Source organism: Spirillospora sp. NPDC127506 (assembly GCF_040302145.1).
GTDB lineage: Bacteria > Actinomycetota > Actinomycetes > Streptosporangiales > Streptosporangiaceae > Spirillospora.
The window spans coordinates 116,228-139,752 of sequence record NZ_JBEORG010000007.1 but is presented as its reverse complement, the minus strand read 5'-3'; the positions used below and the strand labels follow the sequence as shown (position 1 = coordinate 139,752).

Genomic DNA, 23,525 nt, shown 5'->3' with positions numbered 1-23,525 from the left:
GACCAGGCTAGAGACCTGACGGGCATACCGGATGAAACCGTGGTGGGACACCGCGCGTAGTACCTGGGTACGGTGCGAGGCGTGGAGCCCGTCGAAGCGCTGCGCCGCATCGCGTTCCTGCTGGAGCGCGCCCGCGAGCCGACCTACCGCGTCCGCGCGTTCCGCGCGGCCGCCGACCTCGTCGAGCGCACCTCCCCGGACGAGCTGGTCGGCCGCGCCCGCGACGGCACGCTGACCGCGCTCCCCGGCATCGGCAAGGTCACCGCGCTGGTGATCGAGGAGGCGCTGCGCGGCGAGACCCCCGTCTACCTGCGGCGCCTGGAGGCCACCGAGGGCGAGCCCCTCGACGAGGCCGCGGCCGCGCTGCGCGCCGCGCTCAAGGGCGACCTGCACACCCACAGCGACTGGTCGGACGGCGGCTCGCCCATCCTGGAGATGGCCGAGACCGCCCGCGGCCTGGGCCACGAGTACCTGGCCCTCACCGACCACTCGCCGCGCCTGAAGGTGGCGAACGGCCTGTCCGCCGACCGCCTCCGCCGCCAGCTCGACGTGGTCGCCGAGCTGAACGCCGGCCTCGCGCCGTTCCGCATCCTCACCGGCATCGAGGTCGACATCCTGGAGGACGGCACCCTCGACCAGGACCCCGGCCTCCTGGAGCGCCTCGACGTCGTCGTCGCCAGCGTCCACTCCAAACTCCGCATGGACCGCGTCGCCATGACGAAGCGCATGGTCGCCGCGATCGCGAACCCGCGGGTGAACGTCCTCGGCCACTGCACCGGACGCATCGTCAAGGCCGGCGGCAGGCGCGGCGGGCTGCGCCCCGAGTCGGAGTTCGACGCCGCCCTCGTCTTCGACGCCTGCGCCGCCTACGACGTCGCCGTCGAGATCAACTCCCGCCCGGAGCGCCTGGACCCGCCCAAGCGCCTGCTGCGCCTGGCCGTCGAGGCGGGCTGCCGCTTCTCGATCGACTCCGACGCCCACGCTCCCGGGCAGCTCGACTGGCAGCCCCACGGCTGCGAGCGAGCCGCCCGCTGCGCCGTCCCCCCGGCCCAGGTGGTCAACACCTGGCCCGCCGACGACCTCCTCACCTGGACCCGCTCCAAACTCTGACCCCACCCCCCGGCTCGGGGCTCACCTATTTGGTGTTCAGGTTGTTCAAGAGGTGAGGGAGCAGGTGTTGAGGAGGTCTCCGGACGTGGGGCGGGGGAGTGTGGCGCTCGCCGGCGGGGGTGTGCCGTCCCGCGTCCAGGACTCCAGGGCCGTGAAGGCCGTGCGCATGCAGGGGAGCAGCGGGCGCAGGCGGTCGGGGTAGGTGTCGTAGAGGCCGTCTACGTGGTTGGCGGCCTCCAGGCGGTAGTAGCGGTAGGGGGCCTTTCCGCGGGTGCGGACGAGTTTGGCGTAGACGTCGGAGTCGGTGCTGATCGGCAGTAGCGAGTCGTAGGTTCCCTGGAGGGTGATCAGGGGTTTGCGGATCCGGCCGGTGAGGGAGATCCGGGCCACGGCGCGGTGCACCTTCTTCGGGCGGGCGGCGTAGTTGTAGTCGGCCTCGGCGCCGGTGTAGGCGGGGTCGAATTCTTCGCGGTAGATGCGCTGGGTGAGTTCCCAGTAGACCTGGTCGTGGAATGGCCACAGGAATTCCGAGCCGGGGGCCAGGCCCGCCTTCAGGAGCGCCTTGTGCGCGGCCGGGTCGCCGGTGGCCGCGTAGGACGGGTAGGCGCGGAGAATGGCCGGCAGGTAGGTGAACAGGTTCGGGCCTTCGGCGCGCCAGAGGGTGCCTTCCGCGTCGATGCCGCCGTCGTAGAGTTCCGGGCGGTTCTCCAACTGCCAGCGGACGAGGTAGCCGCCATTGGAGATGCCCGCCGCGTAGGTGCGGCGGGGGGAGTGGCCGTAGCGCTCGCGGACGACCTTCTTGGCGGCGCGGGTCAGCTGGGTCAGGCGGTGGTTCCATTCGGCGATGGCGTCGCCCGGGCGGCGGCCGTCCTCGTAGAACTCCAGGCCGGTGTTGCCCTTGTCCGTGGCCGCGTAGGCGTAGCCCTTGCCGAGCGCCCAGTCGGAAATGGTGACGTCGTTGGCGTACTGGCGGCGGTTCCCGGGGGAGCCGGCGACGACGAGGCCGCCGTTCCAGCGGTCGGGCAGGCGGATGACGAACTGCGCGTCGTGGTTCCAGCCGTGGTTGGTGTTGGTGGTCGAGGTGTCGGGGAAGTAGCCGTCCAGCTGGATGCCGGGGACGCCTGTAGGGTTGCGCGTCCCGGTGGCGTGCAGGCCGGCGTAGTCGGCGGGGACGGTGTGCCCGGACGCGACCGTCCCGGCGGTCGTGAGGTCGCCCAGGCGGGCCGAGACCAGCTTCTCCGCCCCCGGCACGGTGAGCGGGCGTTCCTGCGCGTGCGCCGGTGCGGCCAGGGCGGCGGCGACGGCGCCGGCGGTCAGGACGGTGCGGACGAGCATTCCGCCTCCTCGGGGTGGGACGTGGGGTGCCCGCCATGGTGAGGGGCGGTCGTGGTCGCGGCCACGTGGCCCGCCCACATATCGTCCGGAGCCGTCATGTGCAGGCGGTCGTGACCTGCGTGTGATGTGGAGCACTGACGTATCGGACGGTCCGAATGTGGGGGCCGCTCACATGGTTCGGTCCGCGGGTGCGACCTAGCGTTCCCGGACACGGCGGCCCGGTGTGCTCCGGGTCACCTCGAAGGAGCGTGAGGAGGGCGCATGGGCGGTCCCGTTCAGGATGCCCCGGTGGTGAAGGCGCCGGTTCTCGAAGCGCGGGGTCTGGTCAGGGAGTTCCGCGGTTTCCGGGCCGTGGACGGCGTGGACCTCGACATCGGGGAGGGTTCGGTCCACGCGCTGGTCGGCCCCAACGGCGCCGGCAAGACGACGCTGTTCAACCTGCTCACCGGGTTCCTGAAGCCGACCGCGGGCAGTGTCCGGCTGGGCCGGCACGAGCTGGCTGGCCGCACCCCGGAGCGGATCGCGCGGCTCGGGCTCGCCAGGTCGTTCCAGATCACCAGCCTGTTCGCGGAGCTGACGCCGCGCCAGCACGTGGAGCTGGCGCTGGCCGGCCGGTCCGGGCTCGGCTGGCGGTTCTGGCGCTCGGACCGGGCGCTCGGCCGCTACGCCGGCCGCGCCGCCGAGCTGCTCGACCAGGTCGGGCTCGCCGATCACGCGGACATCGCGGCGGGCGCGCTGGCCTACGGCCGCAAACGTGCGCTGGAACTGGCGCTCGCGCTGGCCCTGGACCCCAAGGTCCTGCTGCTGGACGAGCCGACCGCCGGCATGGGCGTCGAGGACGTCGGCCGGACGGTCGACCTCATCAAGAAGGTGCGCGCCGGGCGGACCGTGGTCCTGGTCGAGCACAACATGAGCGTCGTCTCCAGCCTCGCCGACAGGGTCACGGTGCTCCAGCACGGCCAGGTCCTGGTGGAGGGCCCCTACGCCGAGATCCGCCACGACCCCCGCGTCGTCACCGCCTACCTCGGAGACTCCAATGCTGCGCATTGACGGACTGTCCGCCTGGTACGGCGAGGCGCAGGCGCTGCGTGATGTGTCCCTCCACGTCGAGGAGGGCGAGATCGTCACGCTCGTCGGACGCAACGGCGCCGGCAAGACCACCCTGCTGCGCTCCCTGATGGGGCTCCATAAGGGAACGTCCGGAACGGTCCGTTTCCTGGACGAGGACATCTCCTCCCTCAGCTCCCACAAGCGCGCGCGCCGCGGTCTGGGTTACGTGCCCGACGACCGCGGCATCTTCGCCACGCTCTCGGTGGAGGAGAACCTGACGCTGCCGCCGCGCATGGGTCCGGAGCCGTGGTCGCTGGACCGGGTGTACGAGACGTTCCCCCGCCTCAAAGATCGGCGCCGGTTCCCCGGGACGAAGCTGTCGGGCGGCGAGCAGCAGATGCTCGCGCTGGCCCGGGTGCTGCGGACGGGTGCCCGGCTGCTGCTGTGCGACGAGCCCACCGAGGGCCTGTCGCCCCTGATCGTCCAGCAGATCGGCGAGATCCTCCGGGAGGTCAAGGCCGCCGGGGTGACCGTCCTGCTCATCGAGCAGAACGTGCACTTCGCCGCCACCGTCGCCGACCGCCACCATCTGCTCGCCGAGGGCCGGATCGTCGAGTCCATGGACAACGACGAGGTCCGCGCCCGCGAAGACGAACTCCTCCAGTACCTCGGAATCTAGGAGAACCCCCATGAGAGTTATCGGACGTTCGGCCGCGCTCGCGACCGCCGGAGTGCTGCTGGCCGGATGCGCGGGCGGTCCCGGCGGGGGCGGGGGCAAGATCAGCGACGACAAGATCGTCCTGGCGGTGCTGACCGACCAGTCCGGCGTGTACGCCGACCTGTCGGGCAAGAACGCCGTCGAGGCGGTGAAGATGGCGGTCGCCGACTTCAAGGCGAAGTACGGCGACAAGGCGGTCAGCAAGAACATCGAGGTCGTCTCCGCCGACCACCAGAACAAGCCGGAGATCGCCAACTCCAAGGCGCAGGAGCTCTACGACCGGCAGAAGGCCGACCTGATCGTGGACGTGCCCACGTCCTCGGCCGCGCTCGCGGTCGCCACCGTCGCGAAGAACAAGAAGAAGGTGTTCATCGACGTCGGCGGCGCCACCACCGAGCTGGAAGGCAAGCAGTGCAACAAGTACACCTTCCACTACGGCTACAACAGCTACATGCTCGCCCACGGCACCGGCACTGAGGTGACCAAGGACGGCGCCAAGAGCTGGTACATCGTCTACCCGGACTACGCGTTCGGCCAGGACATGGAGAAGACGTTCACGGCGGCCGTGAAGGGTGCCGGGGGAGCCGTCGTGAAGAGCGACCCGACGCCGTTCCCGAACGACAACTTCTCCACGTTCCTGCTGAAGGCGCCCAGCCTCGACCCCAAGCCGCAGGTGCTCGGCGCCATGCAGGCCGGCGGTGACCTGGTCAACCTGGTGAAGCAGTACAACGAGTACAAGCTGCGCGACAAGGGCGTGGGCCTGGCGGTCGGCCTGATGTTCCTGACCGACATCCACTCCCTCGGCCCGGACGCCCTGTCGGGGACGTACTTCACCGACTTCTGGTACTGGAACGCCAACGAGGGCAACCGCGCGTGGGCGGACAAGTTCAAGGCCAAGACGGGCACTCGTCCGACGGCCGTCCACGCCGGCGACTACTCGGCGGCGCTGCAGTACCTGGAGGCCGTGCAGCGCGGCGGCACCGACAAGTCCGACACCGTGGTCAAGGAGCTCGAAGGCCACAAGGTCGACGACGTCTTCACGTCCACCGGCACGATCCGCGCCGAGGACCACCTCCTGACCCACGACGCCTACATCGCGCAGGTGAAGCCGTCCAGCGAGGTCAAGGAGCCCTGGGACTACGAGAAGATCGTCAAGACGATCCCGGCGGCCGAGGCATTCCAGCAGCCCGACCCCGCGTGCAACCTGTGAGGCGGGCCTGACGTGCTGCAACAGGCGTTCAACGGGCTGGTGGGCGGGGCGTTCTACGCCCTGCTCGCCCTCGGCCTGTCCGTCATCTTCGGGATGCTCGGCGTGGTCAATTTCGCGCACGGCGCCTTCTACATGCTGGGCGCGTTCGGGGCGTTCATCGCGCTCGACTCGTTCGGCGTGAACTTCTGGCTGGCGCTGCCGCTCGTCCCCGTCGTCCTTGGGGTGGCCGGCGTGGCGCTGGAACGGCTGTTCATCCGTCGGCTCGCGCCCCTGGACCCGCTCTACAACTTCCTGTTCACCTTCGGTCTCGCGCTGATCCTGCAGGACCTGGTCAAGCGGCAGTACGGCGTGCAGTCGCAGCCGTATCCGCGCCCGTCCGCGCTGAGCGGATCGGTCGACCTGGGCCTGTTCACCTACCCCGCGTACCAGGTGTTCGTGCTCGCGATGTCGGTGCTGCTGTGCGGTGCCGTCTGGGTGGTGCTGACCCGTACCCGCGTCGGGATGATCGTCCGGGCCGCGACCGAGCGGCCGGAGCTGACCCGCGCGCTGGGCATCGACGTCGGCCGGTGGGTGACGCCGGTGTTCGGGTTCGGCGTCGCGCTGGCCGCGTTCGCCGGGGTGCTGGCCGCGCCGATGCGGGCGGTCAACCCGCTGATGGGCGCCGACCTGATCATCACGGTGTTCGCGGTCGTCGTCATCGGCGGGCTCGGGTCGGTGTTCGGCTCGGTCGCCGCCGGGTTCGCGGTCGGGCTGGTGTCGGCCCTCGGCAACTACTACGTCCCGTCGCTGTCGCAGACGCTGGTGTTCATCCTCATGGCCGCCGTGCTGCTGTGGCGCCCGGCCGGCCTGTTCGGACGAGAGGAGGCGTTCCGGTGATCCTGCCGAAGCTCGCCGGACGACCCTTCCTGCTGGCCGCCGGGCTGCTGGTGGCGCTGGTCCTGCCGTGGTTCATCTACCCGCCGGTGGCGCTGGACATCGCCTGCTGGGCGCTGTTCGCCGCCGCAGTCGACCTGCTGCTCGGCTTCACCGGGCTGCTGTCGTTCGGGCACGCCGCGTTCTGGGGCGGGTCGGCCTACTGCACCGGCCTGATCGCCCTGCACTCCGGTCTGCCGTTCCCCGTGGCGGTCCTGGGCGGGGCCGCCTTCGCGGGCGTCCTCGCCGTCCCGATCGGGTTCCTGTCGGTGCGGCTGCGCGGCATCTACTTCGCCATGGTCACCCTGGCCTTCGCCCAGATGGTCTACTTCGTCGCCAACCAGTGGCGGGACGTCACCGGCGGGGAGAACGGACTCCAAGGCATCCCCAGGGAGTTCTTCGGGGTCGACCTGTCCGACCCGTTCTTCTTCTACTACGCGGCCCTGCCGTTCGTGCTGGCCGGGATGTTCGCCGCCTGGCGCATCGTCCGCTCCCCGTTCGGGCGGGTGCTGATGTCGATCCGCGACAACCCGAACAGGGCGCGGGCGCTCGGCTACAGCATCGACCGCTACAAGCTGCTCGCCTTCGTCCTGTCGGCGGCCCTGTCGGGCCTCGCCGGCGGGCTGTTCACGGTCGGGCACGGCTTCGCGTCCCTGCAGGGCGTCTACTGGACGACCTCCGGCCAGGCCGTGATGATGGTCGTCCTCGGCGGCATCGGCACCCTGTGGGGCGGCGCGATCGGCGCGGCGCTCATCGTGGAGCTGAACGACTACCTGGCCACGGCCGGGTTCGAGGAGACCGGGATCATCACCGGCGCGATCTTCATCCTGGTGGTGCTGCTGTTCCGCCGCGGGGTCTGGGGCACCGCCCGCGACCTCATCGCCGCCCGCACGTCCCGCAAGCGCCCCGCACCCGAACCGAACGACACGAAAGTGGGCGCGTCCGTCTGACACCCCGCGGCGTGCCGCTCCCGAGGCGGGGAGCGGCACGCCGGCGTTTCAGCGGGAGAGGCGCTTTCAACGTGAGAGGCGTTCTCAGCGGGAGAGGCGGTGCAGGCGCAGCGCGAGCTGGAGCTCGAGTGCGCGCTCGGGGGTCTGCCAGTCCTCGCCGAGCAGCCGCGAGATCCGGTCGAGGCGCTGGCTGACGGTGTTCACGTGGATGTGCAGGCGCTCCGCCGTCCGCGACAGGCTCCCGCCCGTCCCGAAGTACGCCTCCAGCGTCTGGACGAGGGACGTGCCGCGCCGCTCGTCGTAGTCGAGGACGGGCCCGAGCGCGCTCGCCAGGAAGCCCGCGACGTCGCGGTCGTCGCCGATGAGCAGGCCGACGAAGCCGAGTTCGGCCGCTCCGGCGCCGTCGCCGCGGCGGCCGAGCGCCAGCAGCGCGTCGGCGCAGCGCTGCGCCTCCCGGTGCGCGGACGCGACGCCGGCCGGCCCGTGCACCGGGCCCGCCGCGCCGACCGTCGCGGGCCCGCCCAGGGACGCGCCCAGCTCCTTCGCGACCCGGCGCGCCGCGTCGCCGGGCCGGTCGCCCGGCAGGAGCAGCACGATCTCCTCGGCGCGGTCGGCGGCGAGGCCCCGCTCCACGGCCGCGTAGGACGACGCCCAGAAGGCGGCCCGCTGCCGGTGGTCGCGCGAGTCGTACTTCGCGCACAGCACGATGTGCGGGGCGGTCAGGTCGACGTTCACGCGGCGGGCGCGGGCCGTCAGCGCCTCCACGCCGGCGTGGCGGCCGGACAGCAGGTCGTCCAGCAGCTCGCCGCGCACCCGGCCCTCCGCCTCGGTGACGCTGCGCTGGAACAGCAGCAGCAGCGCGGTGACGAGCGCGGCCCGCTCCAGGATCCGCTGGTCGGCGTCATCCACCTCCTCGGAGGTGCGCAGGACCAGCGTCCCGAGCATCTCGTCGCCGGTCGACACCGACGCGATCCACAGGTCGCCGCGGCGGACCGTCCGGCCCTGGGCGCGCGCGGAGTGGGCCGAGGCCGACACCCCGGCCAGCTCGTCGTCGGTCAGGCCGGACGAGGCGTCCCCCGTCGTGGCGAGCCGGCGGCCGTCCGCGTCCAGGACGTAGAGCGTGCCGCCGAGCAGCTCGGTCACGACCGCGCCGACGTCCTCCACGCCGCCGCCGCGCACGACGACCGCCGTCATCCGGTCGTGCGCGCGCGCCGCCCGCTCCACGGCCGCGCTGCGCGCCTTGACCTCCTCGTTGGCGGCGCTCAGCTCGTCCAGGGCGGTGCGGGTCTCCTCCAGGAGGCGCGCGTTGTCGATGGCGATCGCGGCGTGCGCGGCCAGCGACCCGAGCAGCGCGACCTCCTCCTGGTCGAACGGCCGCTCGCTCCGGTTCGCCGCCGTCAGGACGCCGATGACGCGGCTGCCGAGCTTCATCGGCACGCCGAGTATCGCGACGAGGCCCTCCTCGATGACCGCGTCGTCGATGAAGCCGCGGTGCTCGAACTGCTCGTCGCCCAGGTAGTGGTCGCTGTTGTAGGGCATCGCCGTCTGCGCGACGAGGCCGACGAGCCCGGTGCCCATCGGCAGCCGCAGCCGCCGGAACGCCGCCGACACCGACCCGTCCGTCACCCGCATGTAGGTGTCGCCGCGCTCGTCGTCGTTCAGCGTCAGGTACGCGATGTCGGCGTTCAGCAGCCGCCGGGCGCGGCGGGTGATCGCCTCCAGCACCGCGTCGAGGTCGCGCAGCCCGGCGAGGTCGCCGGCGGTGTCGAACAGCGCCGCCAGCTCCGCCTCCCGCCGGGCGTGCCGCCGCATGATCGTCCGGACCCGGAGCGCCGCCAGCTTGGCCGCCTCCAGTTCCTCCAGGACGGCGGGCGGCGCGCCCTCCGCCCGCGCCTGGACGAGGGGGCCCTCGAACTCGACGGGGGAGGCCTCTCGGGCCAGCAGTTCGAGGAAGACGCCGCAGGACATACGGGCCATTCTCAATGGGCCGTCCAGCCGCCGTCGAGTGCGAGGGACGCGCCGGTCACCATCGACGCCGCGGGCGAGCACAGGTAGGCGACGAGCTCGGCCACCTCGTCCGGCTCGATCAGCCGCTTCACGGCCGCGTGGTCGAGCATCACCCGCTCGACGACCTCGTCCTCGGGCATGCCGTGCGCGCGCGCCTGGTCGGCGATCTGGCTCTCCACCAGCGGGGTGCGGACGTAGGCGGGGTTGACGCAGTTGGACGTGACGCCGTGCGCGGCGCCCTCCAGCGCGACCACCTTGGACAGCCCCTCCAGCCCGTGCTTGGCCGCGACATAGGCCGACTTGTACGGCGACGCCCGCAGCCCGTGCACGGACGAGATGTTGATGACGCGGCCCCAGCCCCGCTCGTACATGCCGGGCAGCGCGTCCCGCACCAGCCGGAACGGCGCCTCCAGCATCAGCCGCAGGATCCGCGCGAACATGTCCGGCGGGAACTCGTGGACGGGCGCGACGTGCTGGATGCCCGCGTTGTTGACCAGGATGTCGACGCCGGACGCCAGCCCGCCGATCGCGTCCACGTCCGCGAGGTCGGCGGGCAGCGCGACGCCGCCGATCTCGGCCGCCGCCCGCTCCGCCGCCTCCCCGTCCAGGTCCGCCACCACCACCTCGGCGCCCGCCGCCGCGAGCCGCCGCGCACATGCCCGGCCGATGCCGCCCGCGCCGCCGGTGACCAGGGCGCGCCGCCCCGACAGATCCAGCGTCCCCGAAGTCCCCGCGGCCGGCCGCGGTGTCACGCTCGTCATGCGCAGAACTTACGGAGCGCGCCCCCGCCCTCCCATGTGTCGCGGGCACACAATCCTCGGCCGGACGGTATGGGCCGGGGGCACCGGAGCGTTTCCGGCATCCCGGCTACCGGGCGGTAGTTCGTGGGGCTAGCGTTGGGCTCGCACCGGTCCCGACCACCGCGAGGGGTATCGATGACCGACATCACGCATCGCTTCGTCCAGTCGGAAAGCGGCCTGCGCATGCACGTCGCCGAGGCGGGCGAGGGGCCGCTCGTGCTGCTCCTGCACGGCTTTCCCGAATGCTGGTACTCCTGGCGGCACCAGCTCACCGCGCTCGCCGAGGCCGGGTTCCACGCCGTCGCGCCCGACCAGCGCGGCTACGCCCGCACCGGCGGCCCCGCGGAGACCGGCCAGTACACGATCCTGCACCTGGCCGGGGACGCGGTCGGGCTCATCGGCGCGCTCGGCGCGGACCGGGCCGTCGTCGCCGGCCACGACTGGGGCGCGCCCGTCGCGTGGGCGGTCGCGCAGATGCGGCCGGACAAGGTGCGCGGCGTGATCGGCATGTCGGTCCCGCACCGCCCGCGGTCCAGCCGGCCGCCGGTGGAGACCATGCGGCGCCTGTTCGGCGACGGGTTCTACATGGTGCGGTTCCAGCGGCCGGACGCACCGGAGGCCGAGCTCGACCGCGACCGGGCCGCGACGTTCCGCCGGATGCTGTACGGGATGTCCGGCGACGGCCCCGCCCCGGCGCTGATCGCCCCCGAGGGCGGCGGGTTCCTCGACGCGCTCCCCGAGCCGGAGAAGCTGCCCGGCTGGCTCACCGGCGCCGACATCGCGACCTACGTCGAGGAGTACGCCGGGAGCGGCTTCACCGGCCCGGTCAACTGGTACCGCAACCTGGACCGCAACTGGGAGCTCACCGCCGCCTGGCACCGCGCGCCCATCGGCCCTCCCGCCCTCTACATCGCCGGCGACCGCGACGTCGTCGCCGTCGGCGCCCGGCACGCGATCGACACCATGGGCGACTTCGTGCCGAACCTCCGCGACACCGTCTGGCTGTCCGGATGCGGCCACTGGACGCAGCAGGAGCGCCCCGCCGAGGTCAACGAGGCGATGCTCGCCTTCCTCCGCGCGCTCTGACCGCACCGGCCCCGGCGGCACCGGAAATGTCGGAGCCGGGACGTACGGTCGCCGCGTGAACCGGACCGACCGCTTGTACGCGCTCGTGGAGGAACTGCGCGCCTGCGCGCCGCGCCGCCTCGCCGCACGCGAACTGGCCGCGCGGTACGAGGTGAGCGTCCGCACCGTCGAGCGCGACATCAGCGCGCTCCAGCAGGCCGGCGTGCCGATCTTCGCGGACGTCGGCCGGGGCGGCGGCTACACCCTCGACAAGAGCCGCACGCTCCCGCCGCTGAACTTCACCCCCGCCGAGGCCGTCGCCGTCGCGATCACCCTGTCCCGCGCGGGCGGCTCGCCTTACTCGCGCGCCGCCCGCACCGCGCTCCACAAGATCGTCGCCGCCATGTCGGCGGACGACAGCGCCTCGGCCCGCGAGCTGGCCGCCCGCATCCGCTTCCTGGGCCCGGCCGGGAACGGCGGCGCGGCGTCCGTGCCCGCCGTGCTGGAGGAGGCCGTCCTGACCCGCCGCGTGGTCCGCCTCGCCTACGTCGACCGCTGGGGCGCCGAGACCGAGCGCGACGTCGAGCCCGTCACGTTCACCGCGTCCGAGAAGGGCTGGTACCTGACCGCCTGGTGCCGGATGCGCGGCGGCTGCCGCGTCTTCCGCACCGACCGCGTCCGCCGCGCCGTCCTCCTGGAGGAGACCGCCCCCGACCGCTCCGCCGAGACCATGCACGACGACATCCCGCCCGACTGCGTCGTCCGTCCCCTGGAGTTCGTCTGAATCGGCCGGCGTGCGCCATGATCGACGAAGCCTGCTCCCGACCGGGCCGGTGCGCGGAACAACCCCGGGGCCGTCCTCCGAGGCGGCTCTCCGACGGCGATGACCGGTCGCAATGGAGAAGGAGAGACGTGCATGTCCGACACGCCGAACTCTGAGCCGCCGAGCAGCCTGCAACGCTTCCGCGCGGAGGCGCTCGGGCGGGGGATCCCGTCCGAGGACGTGGATCGCTGGCTGGAACTGGGCCGCCCCTGCGCCGTCCTGTCCCGGGACGAGGACGGGCCGGTCGTGGGCCGGCTCGGGGGGCCGGTGATGCTCCCGCCCGGTGTTCCCGTTCCCGCGGACTCCTTCACGTCCATGGGCCGCTCGTACGAGATGCCGTATCACCTGATCGCGGACCTCGACCTCGCGGCGCTGCCCGGGGACGCGACCGATCTGCCGATGCCGCCCGGCGGCCGCCTGCTGCTGTTCGCGATCCCGGCCCTGGACGGCGCCGCCGGCGCCGCGGTGTACGTCCCCGAGGGCACGCCCGTCGAGGAGCGCCCGATGGAGTTCGACTACGACCCGGGCGACCACCTGGCGAGCCTGGACTTCGAGAACGAACTGCGGGGCGAACTGCGCCTGAAGCCCTGCGTGTCCCTGCCCAACCACGAGATCGCCGACGACGAGGTGACCGTCGACACCGCCGAGCATCCTCGCGCCGAGGAACTGCGCGAGGTGTGGGAGGAGATCTGGGGCGAAGAGCGCAGGGTCTCCAAGTGGTCTCAGCTGCAGATCGGCGGATACGCCTGGGATGGCGAGGGATGGGGCGACCCCGTCGTCGACTGCGTGCGGGAGAGCGGCGAGGAGGAGACCCGCCTTCGGGACTGGGCGCTTCTCGCCGAATGGCGTCCCGCGATGACCGGCCTGGAGATGGCCACCATGTACTGGGCGATCAGGCGGCAGGACCTCGCCGCGCGCCGCTTCGACCGCACGGCCGTCACCATGTACGCCAACCCCTGAGTCAGACCGTCGCGCTCGGAGCGGTGGCCGCCGGCCTGGCGCGGGGGAGCAGGAGGCTCAGGATCGTGGCGGCCCTGGCGGAAGCCTGGGGGTTCCGGACGGACAGCGACCGCACCATCGTGTGGGCGCGGTTCCCGTCGCCGTGCGGGATCTTGTCCGCAAACACCGACAGGGGGTTGTCGGAACGCTCACGGACGCTGGTGCCCACAGCGTTCGAAGGAGGACAGCGATGAGCGTTCCCGCGTTCAACACCGTCACGTGGTTCCAGGTCGGCACCGACGCGCCGGAGGAGGCCCGCCGCTTCTACGGCGACATGTTCGGCTGGCAGTTCACGCTCGACCCGGACGCCGACGGCTACGACCTGGTCAGCTACCCGGGTTCCGACATGCCGAGCGGCGGCATCTCGCACGAGCCGGACGCCTCCCGCAACCACGCGATGTTCCTGGTCATGGTGGAGGACGTCGAGGCCACCTGCGAGCAGACGGTGCAGCACGGCGGCAAGGTCGCCCTGCCCGCCCTGACCACGGCCAACGGCCTCAAGTTCGCCTACCTCCAGGACCCGTCCGGCAACACCTTCGGCGTCTTCACGCCCCCGGCCGGCTGACCAGCGAAGGCAAAGGGCCCCGAGGGGAATCCTCGGGGCCCTTCCGGTGATTGCGGCCTACACCTCCGCAATCACCCTCTTGGAGCGGCCTCAGCCACCGTCACGGGTCGGGCGGCCGGAGGGCGCCCAGCGCCCGGAGGTCGCACGACCGATCGACTGGCTCGTGGCGGGGGTCTGGGGGGCGCCCCCCAGATAAATCACGCGTCACCGCCGGTGTTGCTTTCGCGGCTGCTCACACCGCCTGCGAAGACGTCGCTGACCTTGGCGTTCAGGTTGTAGCGCTCGATCGCCAGGGGCAGTGTCTCCGGCTTGACCTCGCCGTGGCGGGCGAGGCGGGTGAGCACGGCGAGGACGATCGACGCCGCGTCCACGTGGAAGAAGCGGCGGGCTGCGGCGCGGGTGTCGGAGAAGCCGAACCCGTCGGTGCCGAGCGAGGTGAAGTCGCCGTGCACCCACGGGGCGATCTGGTCGGGTACGGCCCGGGTGTAGTCCGATACCGCGACGATCGGCCCGGTGACGTTGTCGAGCGTCCGGGTGACGTACGGGACGCGCTGCTCGGCGTCGGGGTTCAGCATGTTCCACTCGTCGCACGCGCGGGCCTCGCGGGCCAGCTCGTTCCACGAGGTCGCCGACCACACGTCCGCGGCGACGCCCCAGTCGTCGGCGAGGAGCCGCTGCGCCTCCAGCGCCCACCGGCCGCCGACGCCGGACGCGAGGATCTGCGCGCGCGGCGCGTCCCCGTCGGCGGCGGTCTCCGCCGCCCGGTACCGGTACAGGCCCTTGAGGAGGCCGTCGACGTCGAGGCCCTCGGGTTCGGCGGGCTGCTGGTAGGGCTCGTTGTAGACGGTGAGGTAGTAGAAGATGTCCTCGCCGTTCGGGTGCTCCTCCGACGATCCGTACATGCGGCGCAGCGCGTCCCGGACGATGTGGCCCAGCTCGAACGCCCATGTCGGGTCGTAGTGGACGCACGCCGGGTTCGACGCGGCGAGGAGCGGGGAGTGGCCGTCGGCGTGCTGCAGGCCCTCGCCGGTGAGCGTGGTGCGGCCGGCGGTGGCGCCGAGCAGGAAGCCGCGGCCCATCTGGTCGCCGAACGCCCACATCTGGTCGCCGGTCCGCTGGAACCCGAACATCGAGTAGAAGATGTACACGGGGATCATGTGCTCGCCGTGCGTGGCGTAGGTCGTGCCCGCGGCGATGGCGGACGCCATCGAGCCGGCCTCGCTGATGCCCTCGTGCAGCATCTGGCCGCTTTCGGACTCCTTGTAGGAGAGGAGGAGCTTGCGGTCCACCGCGTCGTACGTCTGCCCGTGCGGGGAGTAGATCTTGGACGTGGGGAACAGCGAGTCCATGCCGAACGTGCGGTACTCGTCCGGGGCGATCGGCACGAACCGGGCGCCGATGTTCTCGTCCTTGATCAGGTCTTTGAGGAGCCGGACGAACGCCATGGTGGTGGCGACGTTCTGCTTGCCGGAGCCCTTGCGCATCTCGCTGTAGACCGGGTCGCCGGGCAGCTTGAGCGGTTTGGCGCGGACGACGCGCTTCGGCAGGAAGCCGCCGAGCGCGGCGCGGCGCTCGCGCATGTACTGGATCTCGTCGGAGTCCTCGCCGGGGTGGTAGTAGGGCGGCAGCGGCTGCTCCAGCGCCGAGTCGGGGATGTCCAGGTAGAGCCGGTCGCGGAACTCCTTCAGCTCGGCCTTGGTGAGCTTCTTCATCTGGTGGGTGGCGTTGCGGGCCTCGAAGTCGGAGCCGAGCGTCCAGCCCTTGATGGTGTGCGCGAGGATCACCGTCGGCTGCCCGACGTGCTCGCGGGCCGCCTTGAACGCCGCGTACACCTTGCGGTAGTCGTGCCCGCCGCGCGACAGCTTGCGCAGCTCGTCGTCCGACAGGTGCTGGACGATCTTGCGCAGCCGCGGGTCGGCGCCGAAGAACTTCTCCCGGATGTACGCGCCGGACTCCACGGAGAACGTCTGGAACTGGCCGTCCGGGGTGGTGTTCATCTGGTTGACCAGGACGCCGTCGACGTCCTGCGCGAGCAGCGGGTCCCAGTCGCGGCCCCAGATGACCTTGATGACGTTCCAGCCGGCGCCGCGGAAGAACGACTCCAGCTCCTGGATGATCTTGCCGTTGCCGCGCACCGGGCCGTCGAGCTGCTGCAGGTTGCAGTTGACGACGAAGGTGAGGTTGTCGAGCTCCTCGCGGGCGGCGAGGCCGATCGCGCCGAGCGACTCCGGCTCGCCCATCTCGCCGTCGCCGAGGAACGCCCACACGTGCGAGCGGGACGTGTCCTTGATCTTGCGGTTGTAGAGGTAGCGGTTGAACCGCGCCTGGTACACCGAGTTGATCGCGGTCAGGCCCATGGACACCGTGGGGAACTCCCAGAAGTCCGGCATGAGCCGCGGGTGCGGGTAGGACGACAGCCCGCCGCCCGGGTGCGACTGCTCCTGCCGGAACCCGTCCAGCTTCTCTTCGGGGAGGCGGCCCTCCAGGAAGGCGCGGGCGTAGATGCCGGGCGCCGCGTGCCCCTGGATGAACACCTGGTCGCCGGACTCGCCGTGGTCCTTGCCGCGGAAGAAGTGGTTGAAGCCCACCTCGTACAGCGACGCCGCGGAGGCGTAGGTGGCGATGTGCCCGCCGACGCCGAGTTCGGGGCGGTTCGCCCGCGACACCATGATCGCGGCGTTCCACCGGATGTAGGCGCGGATGCGCCGCTCCACGTGCTCGTCGCCGGGGAACCAGGGTTCGTGCTCCGGCGGGATCGTGTTGATGAAGTCGGTGCTGCGCAGGCCGGGCACCCCGACCTGCAGTTCTCGGGCCCTTTCCAGGAGGCGGAGCATCACGTACCGCGCCCTGCCGCGGCCTTCGGTCTTGATGACCGTGTCCAGCGACTCCAGCCACTCCCGGGTTTCGTCCGGGTTGATGTCGGGCAGCTGGCTCGGCAGGCCGTCGCTGATGATTGAGAAGCGTTGACGTCCGGAAGCCACGGGGTCCCCTCTGTCCTTACCGTCTTTGCTGGTGAGACCCGTGGCCCGCCGCGCGGGAGGCCACCGGTCCCCGGCAGACTGTCGGTCGCTCGTCTGGTGATCCCCATCGTCGCCGTTTATGACGGCCAACGCATCTCTACCAACCGGTAACCATTCTCCCCGGTCAACGGGGGTTCCGGCCCTCGCGAAGTGGCCTTTTCCACCATCGGAAGGGGATTGCCCTCGACGCGGCGCGGGGAACGTATGAGGCTGAGGGCAACGACCCGCCACACCCGGCACGGTCCGCCCCGGAGGCGGACGAACGAGCTTGGGAGGAGTGATGTACGGACAGATCGGAGACCGGCTGCACGTCCACGGCAACATCGTCGGGCAGCCGGACCGGACCGGTGAGATCATCGAGGTGCGCGGACCGGACGGCGGCCCGCCGTACCTGGTCAGGTTCGACGACGGCCGCGAGACCCTCGTCTACCCCGGCCCGGACGCGGTCATCGAGTCCCGGGAGCAGGTCCCGCACTGACGGGCGGCCGGCGCCGGCCGCTTTCGTCCGGCGCGGGTGCGTCCGCGGCCGCGGATCGGGTAGACACGGATCATGGAGAGCACCGTGGTCCGGGTGGCCACCGGTACGAGGGAGGCCGTCCACGACATCACGGCCGACTGCGAACGGTTCGCCGCGTCGGCGGGCGGCGACGGGCTGCTGCACGTCTTCGTCCCGCACGCCACCGCCGGCGTGGCGATCCTCGAACTGGGCTCGGGCAGCGACGACGACCTGCTGGCGGCGCTGCGCGACCTGCTGCCGGCGGACGACCGCTGGCGGCACGCGCACGGCTCCAGGGGGCACGGGCGGTCGCACGTGATGCCCGCGCTCGTCCCGCCGTACGCGACCGTCCCGGTCGTGGGCGGGCGCCTCGCCCTCGGCACGTGGCAGTCGATCGCCCTCGTCGACCTCAACGTGGACAACCCCGACCGGCAGGTCCGGCTGTCCTTCCTCAGGGGATGAGCGCGGCGGGCCGGGGGCGCGGGGGGCCCGCGCCGTGCGGCGGGGGGCGAAACGAGGAATCCGGCCAATGAGGGCGGCAAAAAGCCCGGAAGACACTTGCGCTAGTGGCCCTCACTTGTGTGGACTGTCCCGCAAACACCGCACAGGTGCGGGCGGGCCGCCCATCCCGGGGGGCTGGGAACGACAGTGCACGGCACCGTGCGGACTGACGACAATGGGAGGACTTTCGTGAGCGCGACCGCGGGTCAGGCGCAGTCTGAGCGCAGCCTGGCCGAACGGCTCGGCCTCAAGGCGGGCCAGGTGGTGCAGGAGATCGGCTTCGACGACGACGTCGACGAGGAGCTTCGCCGCTCCGTCGAGGAACTCACGGGGAACGAACTGGTCGACGAGGACTACGAGGACGTCGTCGACACCGTGCTGCTCTGGTGGCGCGAGGACGACGGCGACCTGTTCGAAGGTCTGACCGACGCGATGATCCCGCTCACCGGCGGCGGCAACATCTGGCTGCTGACGCCGAAGGCGGGCCGGGAAGGGCACGTGGAGCCGAGCGACATCGGCGAGGCCGCGCAGACGGCCGGGCTCTCGCAGACCAGCAGCATCAGCGCCGCCAAGGAGTGGTCAGGCACGCGGCTGGTCGCGCCCAAGGTCCGCAAGTAGCCGGGGGACGGTAGGGGAGTGGCCGTCAATGCGGGCGACGCCGGCGCAGCCGCCGTCGGCGTGGGGGACGCGGCGCCGGATTTCGAGCTGCGGGACCAGCACGGCACGCCGGTGCGGCTGTCGGGGTTCCGCGGCCGGAAGAAGGTCGTCCTCGTGTTCTACCCGCTGGCGTTCAGCGGCGTGTGCACCGGGGAGCTGACCCGGCTGAGGGACGAGTTCCGGGACGTGGCGGGCGACGAGGGCGACGTGCGGCTGCTCGCCGTCTCGGTCGACTCGATGTTCGCGCTGCGCGCCTGGTCAGATCAGGAGAAGTTCTGGTTCCCGCTGCTGTCGGACTTCTGGCCGCACGGCGGGACCGCACAGCGATACGGCGTTTTCGACGAGGCGAAGGGGCTGGCGCTGCGCGGCACCTTCGTCATCGACACCGAGGGCGTGGTCCGGTGGAAGGTCGTGAACGCGCTGCCGGACGCACGTGACATCGACGAGTACCGCAAGGCGCTCGCCGGGCTCTGAGCGAAACGGACCGGTTCCGCGCCGCCGCGGCAGGTGGCCGGAACCGGTCCCCGCACCTCTGGAGGTGTGATGCCCTGCTTCCGCTGCGGGGCGCGGCAGACCGATCCCGTGCGCGGCGCGAGCCCGTGGCGGCGCGGCGTCCGGGCGGACCGCCAGGTGCTGGTCTGCCCCGGCTGCCAGGCCGGCCGCGACTGGGCGGACGACCTGGACCGCTGCGCGGCCTGCGGCTCGGCCGCCCTGGTGTGCCGGCTCGGTGAGGTCGAATGCCGCGACTGCGGGCACACCCGCCCCGCCGTCCGGGACGAGGCCGGTCCCGGCGACCTGGTGCATTCCGGCGCCGAGCGGCCGGCCGGCGCGGACGGGCCGTCGGACGGCGGCCTGTCGGAGGAGGTGGCGGCGGCCCTGTCCCGCGTCCTCAAACGCGGCCCGGCCCGCTGAACCCGGCCCGCTGAACCCGGCCCGCTGAACCCGGCCCGCTGAACCCGGCTCGCTGAGCCCCACTCGTTGAGCCCGGCTTGCTGGAGCCCCGCCCGCTGACGGAGTTGCCGGGAGGGCGCAGGCGCGCCCGCTGTGCGCCCTCCCGGCGGCCGCCGCGCGCGGCCCGGGGCACAGGTCCGAAGCCCCGGGGCCTCCCCGCGCGCACGCGGAGCCTATGCCGCCTGGCGGTGGTCGGCGTCCAGCAGGTGGTACAGCAGGAGCAGCTGGGTGATGGCGAGGGGATCGCTCGTCCCGTCGTCGCCGAGCCTGCCGAGCGCCTCCGGGTCGGGGAGCGCGGCGCCGGCGCGGGGGCCGAGCCGCTCCCAGATGGCCTTCTTGACGACCTGCGACTCCTCGGGCGAAACGTACCCGTGGACGTGCAGGGCGTCGACCGGGCGGCCGTCGGTGTCGCGGTGCAGCCGCAGGTGCAGGGCGGTCTCGGTCTGCCCCGCCGCGGCGTCGCCGGCGCCGCCGTCCAGGACGTCCGCCAGCTCGGGATGGTCGATCGTCGGCCGGAGCAGCAGCTCGGCGGACAGCGGCGTGCCGGGCGGGTCGAGGCGCCCGGCGACCGGGGCGAACCGGACGACGATGTCGGCGTGCTTGCGCTGCGGGCGGATGTAGGCGGCGCTCTCCGGCTCGCGGCGGGCCAGCTCAGCCATCACCTGCTCGGGGCTGTAGCCGCGCTTCGCGCAGTCGCGGCGCACCTTCCAGGAGTGCCGCAGCGGCTCGGGCGGGTCGAGGTAGACGGTGATGTCGAAGCAGGCCCGCGCCATCCGGGTGTGCAGCGGCAGCAGGCCCTCGACGATCACGAAGTCGCGGGGCTCGACCAGTTCCGGCCGGACGAGCTCGCCGGTCGCGTGGTCGTAGACGGGCTTCAGGATCGGTTCCCCCATCGACAGCAGCTGGAGGTGCTGCTCCATGATGTCGATGTGGTTGCAGTCGGGGTGCAGCGCCGTGAACGGCTTGCCGGCGCGTTCGGCGCGGTCGTAGCGGTGGTAGTCGTCCACGCACACCGCGGTCATCCGGTCGGCCCCCAGACACCGCACAAGCCCCCTGGTCAGCGTGGTCTTGCCCGCGGCGCTGTCCCCGGCGATCGCGAGCATGACGGGGCGGCGGCCGGACCCGCGCGCCCGGAGCATATGCACGATCCGATGGGGCACCTTGCTCCTCCGTCCTGCGGAATTCAATTTTCGTAAAAGGAGATTACGGGGCCGCGGGGGCGGGATCGTCCCCCAATCGGGGGAGACCGGGAGTGAAACGCCCGGAGGCGCCCTCCGGGTCGGCTACTGATGAGTAGCTTCCGATTGTTATCGTGCGGGAATGAGTGTCCCCGTACGCGTCGTCCTGGTCGACGACCACGAGATGATCCTCGCCGGGCTGCAGGCGATGCTGGCCGGGTTCGCGGGACGGGTGCGCGTCGTCGGGCAGGCGGGCACGGGGGACGAGGCGGCCCGGCTGGTGACCGCGCTGCGGCCGGACGTCGTCCTGCTGGACGTCCGGCTGGGCCCGGAGAGCGGCCTCGACCTGTGCCGGCTGATCACCGGGCGGGTCCCGGAGGCGCGGGTGGTGTTCCTGTCGGTCTACGACGACGAGCAGTACGTCTTCGAGGCGCTGCGGGCCGGGGCCGGCGGCTACCTCCTCAAGCGGGTGGACGGTCCCGAGCTCGTCCGGCGGCTGGAGGAGGTCGCGCAGGGCGAGACGGTCGTCGACCCGACGCTCGCGGGCCGGATGGCCGTCACCGCGGCCCGGCTGACCCGCGGCGAGTTCTGGCCGGGCGCCAACCGCGGCCTCACCCAGCGCGAGAGCGAGGTGCTGTCGCTGCTGGTCGGCGGCCTGTCGAACAAGGCGATCGCGGCGCGGCTCGTGCTGAGCGAGGAGACCGTGAAGAGCCACCTGCGCGCCCTGTACCGCAAGCTGGAGGTGACCGACCGGTCGGCGGCGATCGCGGTGGCGCTGCGCGAGGGCCTGTTCCGGTGACGTCCCCGCTGGAGCTGATCGCCGGCCGCGGCGCGGACCTGCTCGTCCGCATCGCCGCCGTGGCCTGCTCCGACCGCGAGCTGCCGCGGATGGCGGACGAGCTGGCCTGCCTCGTCGTCCGGTCGGCGCGGGCGCTGACGTTCTGCGACGTGTACGTCCTGGACGAGGAGGGGCGCGCCCTCGAATGGTCGGGGCCGCCCGTGCCGCTGGGGGAGGGCGACGCCGGCTGGGTCGCCGCGCACGGCCGCGCCCGCGCGCACGCCGACGGGCGCGGCGCCGCGGTCCCCGTGCACGGCGACGGCGGCGTGATCGCGGTCGTGGACGTCCGGTCCGCGGGTCCGGTGCCCGCGGAGGACCTCGCGCTGGTCACCGCGCTCGCCGCGCTGTTCGCGCCGGTGCTGTCGTCGTGCCGGCGGCTGCGCTCCGCGCGCGAGCGCGAGCGCGCGGCCGAGCGGTTCGCCGAGCGGGCCGTCGCGGCGCAGGAGGCCGAGCGGTCCCGGCTGAGCCGGGAGATCCACGACGGCATCGCGCAGCGGCTCGCCAGCCTCGGCTTCCACCTGTCGGCCGCCGAGCGGGCGCTGCCCGAGCACCATCCGGAGGCGCTGGCGCAGATCATGATGGCGCGGCGGCTGTGCGAGCTGTCGGCGGCCGAGACGCGCGCGGCCATCGGCGGGCTGCGGCCGCCCGTCCTGGACGACCTGGGCCTGTCGGCGGCGCTCGCCACGCTGGCCCGGGAGGCCGGGGGCGGGCCGGGTCCGTCCGGCGCGATCGACGTGACGGTGACCGTCGAGGGCGAGCTGGAGGACGAGCTGCCCGACCACGTGCAGACCGCACTCTACCGGATCGCGCAGGAGGCGGTGGGGAACAGCCTGCGGCACGCGTCCGCGACCTGCGTGGACCTGCTGCTGGAGCACTCGCCCGACCGCGTCCGGCTGCGGGTGACCGACGACGGCACCGGGTTCTCCGTCCGGGACGTGTTCGCGCCCGGCTCGGCCAAGGGGGTGCGCCCCGACTGCTACGGGCTGCGCGGCATGCGGGAGCGCGCCGAGCTGCTCGGCGGGCGGGTCGCGGTGAAGAGCCGGCCCGGCGCCGGGACGACGGTCGAGGCCGTCATCCCGGTCCCCGGCCGCCGCCCGGCGAGCGGGGTCACGCCGACTCGAGCACCCGGAAGGTCAGCCCGGCCTTGACCAGGCGGCCGATCAGCGCGTCGCCCATCGCCGCCGCGGTCGTGACCTGCCCGGAGGTCTCGGGGAGGTCGTCGTGGGCGAGGCACAGCGCCGACTCGGCCAGCATCTTCGCCGTCTCGGTGTAGCCGGGGTCGCCGCCCGCGACCTCGGTGACGACGCGCCTCCCGCCGCCCTCGCCGGCGAACTTCACGCTGAACCAGTTGCGCTCGCGCCGCTCCCGCGACGGCCCCTCGCCGGGGCTGCCGAGCCGCAGCAGCAGCCGCCGGGTCGGCGGCAGCGCGGCCAGCGCGGTGACGGCGCCGAAGCCCGCCGCCAGCGCGGCCGCCGACGGGAGGCGCTTGACCGCGACGTAGTGGCCGTAGGAGAAGTCGGGGCCGTACCGGTCGAGGGCCGCCGCCGACCGGGTGACGATCTGCGGGTCGATGGTGGGCAGCGGCAGCGTCCAGCCGTCCCCGACGCGGGCCTTCGGCACGGGGCTGCGCGAGATCCGCACCCTGCGGCCGGCGGGCCGGTCCTCCAGCCGGCGGCGCTCCCGCTCGGCGCGCAGCATGCCGGCGGGGTCGCCGAAGATGCCGACCGCCGAGTGCAGGGTGCCGCCGGACGCGGCGCCGCGCACCCGCACGAAGCCCTCGACGTGCAGCGGGACGCCCTCGGGGAGCTGCTGGACCGTGAAGTACGCGCCGAGGTCGTGGGGGATCGAGTCGAACCCGCAGGCGTGGATGATGCGCGCCCCGCTGAGCACGGCCTGCCGGTGGTGCCTCACGTACATGCGGTCGACGAACGTGGGCTCGCCGGTGATGTCGACGTAGTCGGTCCCGGCGCGCGCGCAGGCGGCGACCAGCGGCTCGCCGTACTTGACGTAGGGGCCGACCGTCGTGATGACGACGCGCGCCGACTCGGCGATCGCGTCGATCGAGGCGGCGTCGGCGGTGTCGGCGTGCAGCAGCGGCAGCTCGGCGCAGGCCGGGTCGATCGCGGCGAGCCGGTCGCGGACGGCCGCCAGCTTGGCCCGGTTGCGGCCCGCGAGGGCCCAGCGCGTGCCCGGACCGGCGTGTCCGGCCAGGTACTCGGCGGTCAGGGCGCCGGTGAACCCGGTCGCCCCGAACAGGACGATGTCGTACGGGCGGTCGGCGGTCATGGCGGCCCCTCTCATGGCTCCGAACCCGATTCTGGCCGTTCCGGCGCGGACGAT

23 protein-coding genes are annotated in these 23,525 nt (G+C 72.5%); 17 read left to right on the top strand and 6 right to left on the bottom strand.

What is annotated here, in order from left to right:
• Positions 1-81: 81 nt before the first annotated feature.
• Complete coding sequence (locus tag ABTW95_RS10260; RefSeq protein ID WP_396447102.1) at positions 82-1,110, top strand: PHP domain-containing protein; 1,029 nt, start codon at positions 82-84, stop codon at positions 1,108-1,110.
• 45 nt (positions 1,111-1,155) lie between these two features.
• Here ABTW95_RS10260 and ABTW95_RS10255 read toward each other — a convergent pair whose 3' ends face one another.
• A complete protein-coding gene (locus ABTW95_RS10255) occupies positions 1,156-2,445 on the bottom strand; it encodes a tannase/feruloyl esterase family alpha/beta hydrolase (protein WP_500226055.1) in 1,290 nt (429 codons plus the stop codon).
• 261 nt (positions 2,446-2,706) lie between these two features.
• On the opposite strand from ABTW95_RS10255, the gene ABTW95_RS10250 reads away from it, so the two are divergent.
• The 5 genes from ABTW95_RS10250 to ABTW95_RS10230 are packed head-to-tail and all read left to right on the top strand — an operon-like array spanning position 2,707 to position 7,285.
• A complete protein-coding gene (locus tag ABTW95_RS10250; RefSeq protein WP_500226053.1) occupies positions 2,707-3,495 on the top strand; it encodes an ABC transporter ATP-binding protein in 789 nt (262 codons plus the stop codon).
• Entirely contained in the window at positions 3,482-4,174 is a 693-nt protein-coding gene (locus ABTW95_RS10245) for an ABC transporter ATP-binding protein (protein WP_500226052.1), read from the top strand. Before ABTW95_RS10250 ends, ABTW95_RS10245 begins: the two co-directional genes overlap by 14 nt.
• Positions 4,175-4,184: 10 nt before the next feature.
• On the top strand, positions 4,185-5,423 hold the full coding sequence (locus ABTW95_RS10240) for an ABC transporter substrate-binding protein (RefSeq protein ID WP_500226050.1): 1,239 nt from the start codon (positions 4,185-4,187) through the stop codon (positions 5,421-5,423).
• 12 nt (positions 5,424-5,435) lie between these two features.
• Complete coding sequence (locus tag ABTW95_RS10235; RefSeq protein WP_500226049.1) at positions 5,436-6,299, top strand: branched-chain amino acid ABC transporter permease; 864 nt, start codon at positions 5,436-5,438, stop codon at positions 6,297-6,299.
• Positions 6,296-7,285 (top strand): branched-chain amino acid ABC transporter permease, encoded by a 990-nt coding sequence (locus ABTW95_RS10230; protein ID WP_500226047.1) that lies wholly within the window; start codon positions 6,296-6,298, stop codon positions 7,283-7,285. Before ABTW95_RS10235 ends, ABTW95_RS10230 begins: the two co-directional genes overlap by 4 nt.
• Before the next feature lie 84 nt (positions 7,286-7,369).
• Here ABTW95_RS10230 and ABTW95_RS10225 read toward each other — a convergent pair whose 3' ends face one another.
• A complete protein-coding gene (locus ABTW95_RS10225) occupies positions 7,370-9,253 on the bottom strand; it encodes a helix-turn-helix domain-containing protein (RefSeq protein WP_500226044.1) in 1,884 nt (627 codons plus the stop codon).
• A gap of 11 nt (positions 9,254-9,264) precedes the next feature.
• Positions 9,265-10,053, bottom strand: a complete 789-nt coding sequence (locus ABTW95_RS10220; RefSeq protein WP_396451136.1) for a 3-hydroxybutyrate dehydrogenase — start codon at positions 10,051-10,053, stop codon at positions 9,265-9,267.
• A 174-nt stretch (positions 10,054-10,227) separates the two neighbouring features.
• On the opposite strand from ABTW95_RS10220, the gene ABTW95_RS10215 reads away from it, so the two are divergent.
• The 4 genes from ABTW95_RS10215 to ABTW95_RS10200 all read left to right on the top strand — a co-directional run bounded on the left by ABTW95_RS10215 (position 10,228) and on the right by ABTW95_RS10200 (position 13,544).
• On the top strand, positions 10,228-11,178 hold the full coding sequence (locus tag ABTW95_RS10215) for an alpha/beta fold hydrolase (protein ID WP_500226040.1): 951 nt from the start codon (positions 10,228-10,230) through the stop codon (positions 11,176-11,178).
• Positions 11,179-11,233: 55 nt separating this feature from the next.
• Positions 11,234-11,941 carry a helix-turn-helix transcriptional regulator gene (locus tag ABTW95_RS10210; protein ID WP_500226038.1) on the top strand — a complete coding sequence of 236 codons (708 nt, stop codon included), beginning with the start codon at positions 11,234-11,236 and terminating at the stop codon, positions 11,939-11,941.
• Positions 11,942-12,073: 132 nt separating this feature from the next.
• Entirely contained in the window at positions 12,074-12,940 is an 867-nt protein-coding gene (locus tag ABTW95_RS10205; RefSeq protein WP_500226037.1) for a DUF1963 domain-containing protein, read from the top strand.
• Positions 12,941-13,169: 229 nt separating this feature from the next.
• Positions 13,170-13,544: a VOC family protein gene (locus ABTW95_RS10200; protein ID WP_500226035.1), complete on the top strand. Its 375-nt coding sequence runs from the start codon at positions 13,170-13,172 to the stop codon at positions 13,542-13,544.
• 197 nt (positions 13,545-13,741) lie between these two features.
• Here the strand turns inward: ABTW95_RS10200 and aceE are convergent, their stop codons facing one another.
• Positions 13,742-16,525, bottom strand: a complete 2,784-nt coding sequence (gene aceE / locus ABTW95_RS10195) for a pyruvate dehydrogenase (acetyl-transferring), homodimeric type (RefSeq protein WP_500226034.1) — start codon at positions 16,523-16,525, stop codon at positions 13,742-13,744.
• A 319-nt stretch (positions 16,526-16,844) separates the two neighbouring features.
• Here aceE and ABTW95_RS10190 point away from each other — a divergent pair, with 319 nt between their 5' ends.
• The 5 genes from ABTW95_RS10190 to ABTW95_RS10170 all read left to right on the top strand — a co-directional run bounded on the left by ABTW95_RS10190 (position 16,845) and on the right by ABTW95_RS10170 (position 19,130).
• On the top strand, positions 16,845-17,042 hold the full coding sequence (locus ABTW95_RS10190) for a DUF1918 domain-containing protein (RefSeq protein WP_396451128.1): 198 nt from the start codon (positions 16,845-16,847) through the stop codon (positions 17,040-17,042).
• Between the two features lie 72 nt (positions 17,043-17,114).
• Entirely contained in the window at positions 17,115-17,522 is a 408-nt protein-coding gene (locus ABTW95_RS10185; protein ID WP_396451126.1) for a secondary thiamine-phosphate synthase enzyme YjbQ, read from the top strand.
• Positions 17,523-17,750: 228 nt separating this feature from the next.
• Positions 17,751-18,179, top strand: coding sequence for a DUF3052 domain-containing protein (locus ABTW95_RS10180; protein WP_396451124.1), 429 nt, complete (start codon positions 17,751-17,753; stop codon positions 18,177-18,179).
• An 18-nt stretch (positions 18,180-18,197) separates the two neighbouring features.
• Entirely contained in the window at positions 18,198-18,692 is a 495-nt protein-coding gene (locus ABTW95_RS10175) for a peroxiredoxin (RefSeq protein WP_396451122.1), read from the top strand.
• Between the two features lie 69 nt (positions 18,693-18,761).
• Entirely contained in the window at positions 18,762-19,130 is a 369-nt protein-coding gene (locus ABTW95_RS10170; protein ID WP_396451121.1) for a hypothetical protein, read from the top strand.
• A 212-nt stretch (positions 19,131-19,342) separates the two neighbouring features.
• Here the strand turns inward: ABTW95_RS10170 and ABTW95_RS10165 are convergent, their stop codons facing one another.
• Positions 19,343-20,329: a phosphoribulokinase gene (locus tag ABTW95_RS10165; protein ID WP_500226030.1), complete on the bottom strand. Its 987-nt coding sequence runs from the start codon at positions 20,327-20,329 to the stop codon at positions 19,343-19,345.
• A gap of 160 nt (positions 20,330-20,489) precedes the next feature.
• Here ABTW95_RS10165 and ABTW95_RS10160 point away from each other — a divergent pair, with 160 nt between their 5' ends.
• Together ABTW95_RS10160 and ABTW95_RS10155 are read left to right on the top strand one after the other, a co-directional pair.
• Positions 20,490-21,146, top strand: a complete 657-nt coding sequence (locus tag ABTW95_RS10160; protein ID WP_396451119.1) for a response regulator — start codon at positions 20,490-20,492, stop codon at positions 21,144-21,146.
• Complete coding sequence (locus tag ABTW95_RS10155; RefSeq protein WP_396454754.1) at positions 21,143-22,333, top strand: sensor histidine kinase; 1,191 nt, start codon at positions 21,143-21,145, stop codon at positions 22,331-22,333. The genes ABTW95_RS10160 and ABTW95_RS10155 overlap by 4 nt, the downstream gene beginning before the upstream one ends.
• Here the strand turns inward: ABTW95_RS10155 and ABTW95_RS10150 are convergent.
• Positions 22,293-23,471, bottom strand: a complete 1,179-nt coding sequence (locus ABTW95_RS10150) for a saccharopine dehydrogenase family protein (RefSeq protein ID WP_500226027.1) — start codon at positions 23,469-23,471, stop codon at positions 22,293-22,295. The two genes, ABTW95_RS10155 and ABTW95_RS10150, sit on opposite strands and share 41 nt — an antisense overlap.
• Positions 23,472-23,525: the final 54 nt, after the last annotated feature.

What these genes read in the sequence shown, in the direction of transcription:
- ABTW95_RS10255 (WP_500226055.1), bottom strand. Translation starts at nt 2,445, where the DNA reads ATGCTCGTCCGCACCGTCCTGACCGCCGGCGCCGTCGCCGCCGCCCTG.
- ABTW95_RS10250 (WP_500226053.1), top strand. Translation starts at nt 2,707, where the DNA reads ATGGGCGGTCCCGTTCAGGATGCCCCGGTGGTGAAGGCGCCGGTTCTC.
- ABTW95_RS10245 (WP_500226052.1), top strand. Translation starts at nt 3,482, where the DNA reads ATGCTGCGCATTGACGGACTGTCCGCCTGGTACGGCGAGGCGCAGGCG.
- ABTW95_RS10240 (WP_500226050.1), top strand. Translation starts at nt 4,185, where the DNA reads ATGAGAGTTATCGGACGTTCGGCCGCGCTCGCGACCGCCGGAGTGCTG.
- ABTW95_RS10225 (WP_500226044.1), bottom strand. Translation starts at nt 9,253, where the DNA reads ATGTCCTGCGGCGTCTTCCTCGAACTGCTGGCCCGAGAGGCCTCCCCC.
- ABTW95_RS10220 (WP_396451136.1), bottom strand. Translation starts at nt 10,053, where the DNA reads ATGACGAGCGTGACACCGCGGCCGGCCGCGGGGACTTCGGGGACGCTG.
- ABTW95_RS10215 (WP_500226040.1), top strand. Translation starts at nt 10,228, where the DNA reads ATGACCGACATCACGCATCGCTTCGTCCAGTCGGAAAGCGGCCTGCGC.
- ABTW95_RS10205 (WP_500226037.1), top strand. Translation starts at nt 12,074, where the DNA reads ATGTCCGACACGCCGAACTCTGAGCCGCCGAGCAGCCTGCAACGCTTC.
- ABTW95_RS10200 (WP_500226035.1), top strand. Translation starts at nt 13,170, where the DNA reads ATGAGCGTTCCCGCGTTCAACACCGTCACGTGGTTCCAGGTCGGCACC.
- ABTW95_RS10190 (WP_396451128.1), top strand. Translation starts at nt 16,845, where the DNA reads ATGTACGGACAGATCGGAGACCGGCTGCACGTCCACGGCAACATCGTC.
- ABTW95_RS10185 (WP_396451126.1), top strand. Translation starts at nt 17,115, where the DNA reads ATGGAGAGCACCGTGGTCCGGGTGGCCACCGGTACGAGGGAGGCCGTC.
- ABTW95_RS10170 (WP_396451121.1), top strand. Translation starts at nt 18,762, where the DNA reads ATGCCCTGCTTCCGCTGCGGGGCGCGGCAGACCGATCCCGTGCGCGGC.
- ABTW95_RS10160 (WP_396451119.1), top strand. Translation starts at nt 20,490, where the DNA reads ATGAGTGTCCCCGTACGCGTCGTCCTGGTCGACGACCACGAGATGATC.
- ABTW95_RS10150 (WP_500226027.1), bottom strand. Translation starts at nt 23,471, where the DNA reads ATGACCGCCGACCGCCCGTACGACATCGTCCTGTTCGGGGCGACCGGG.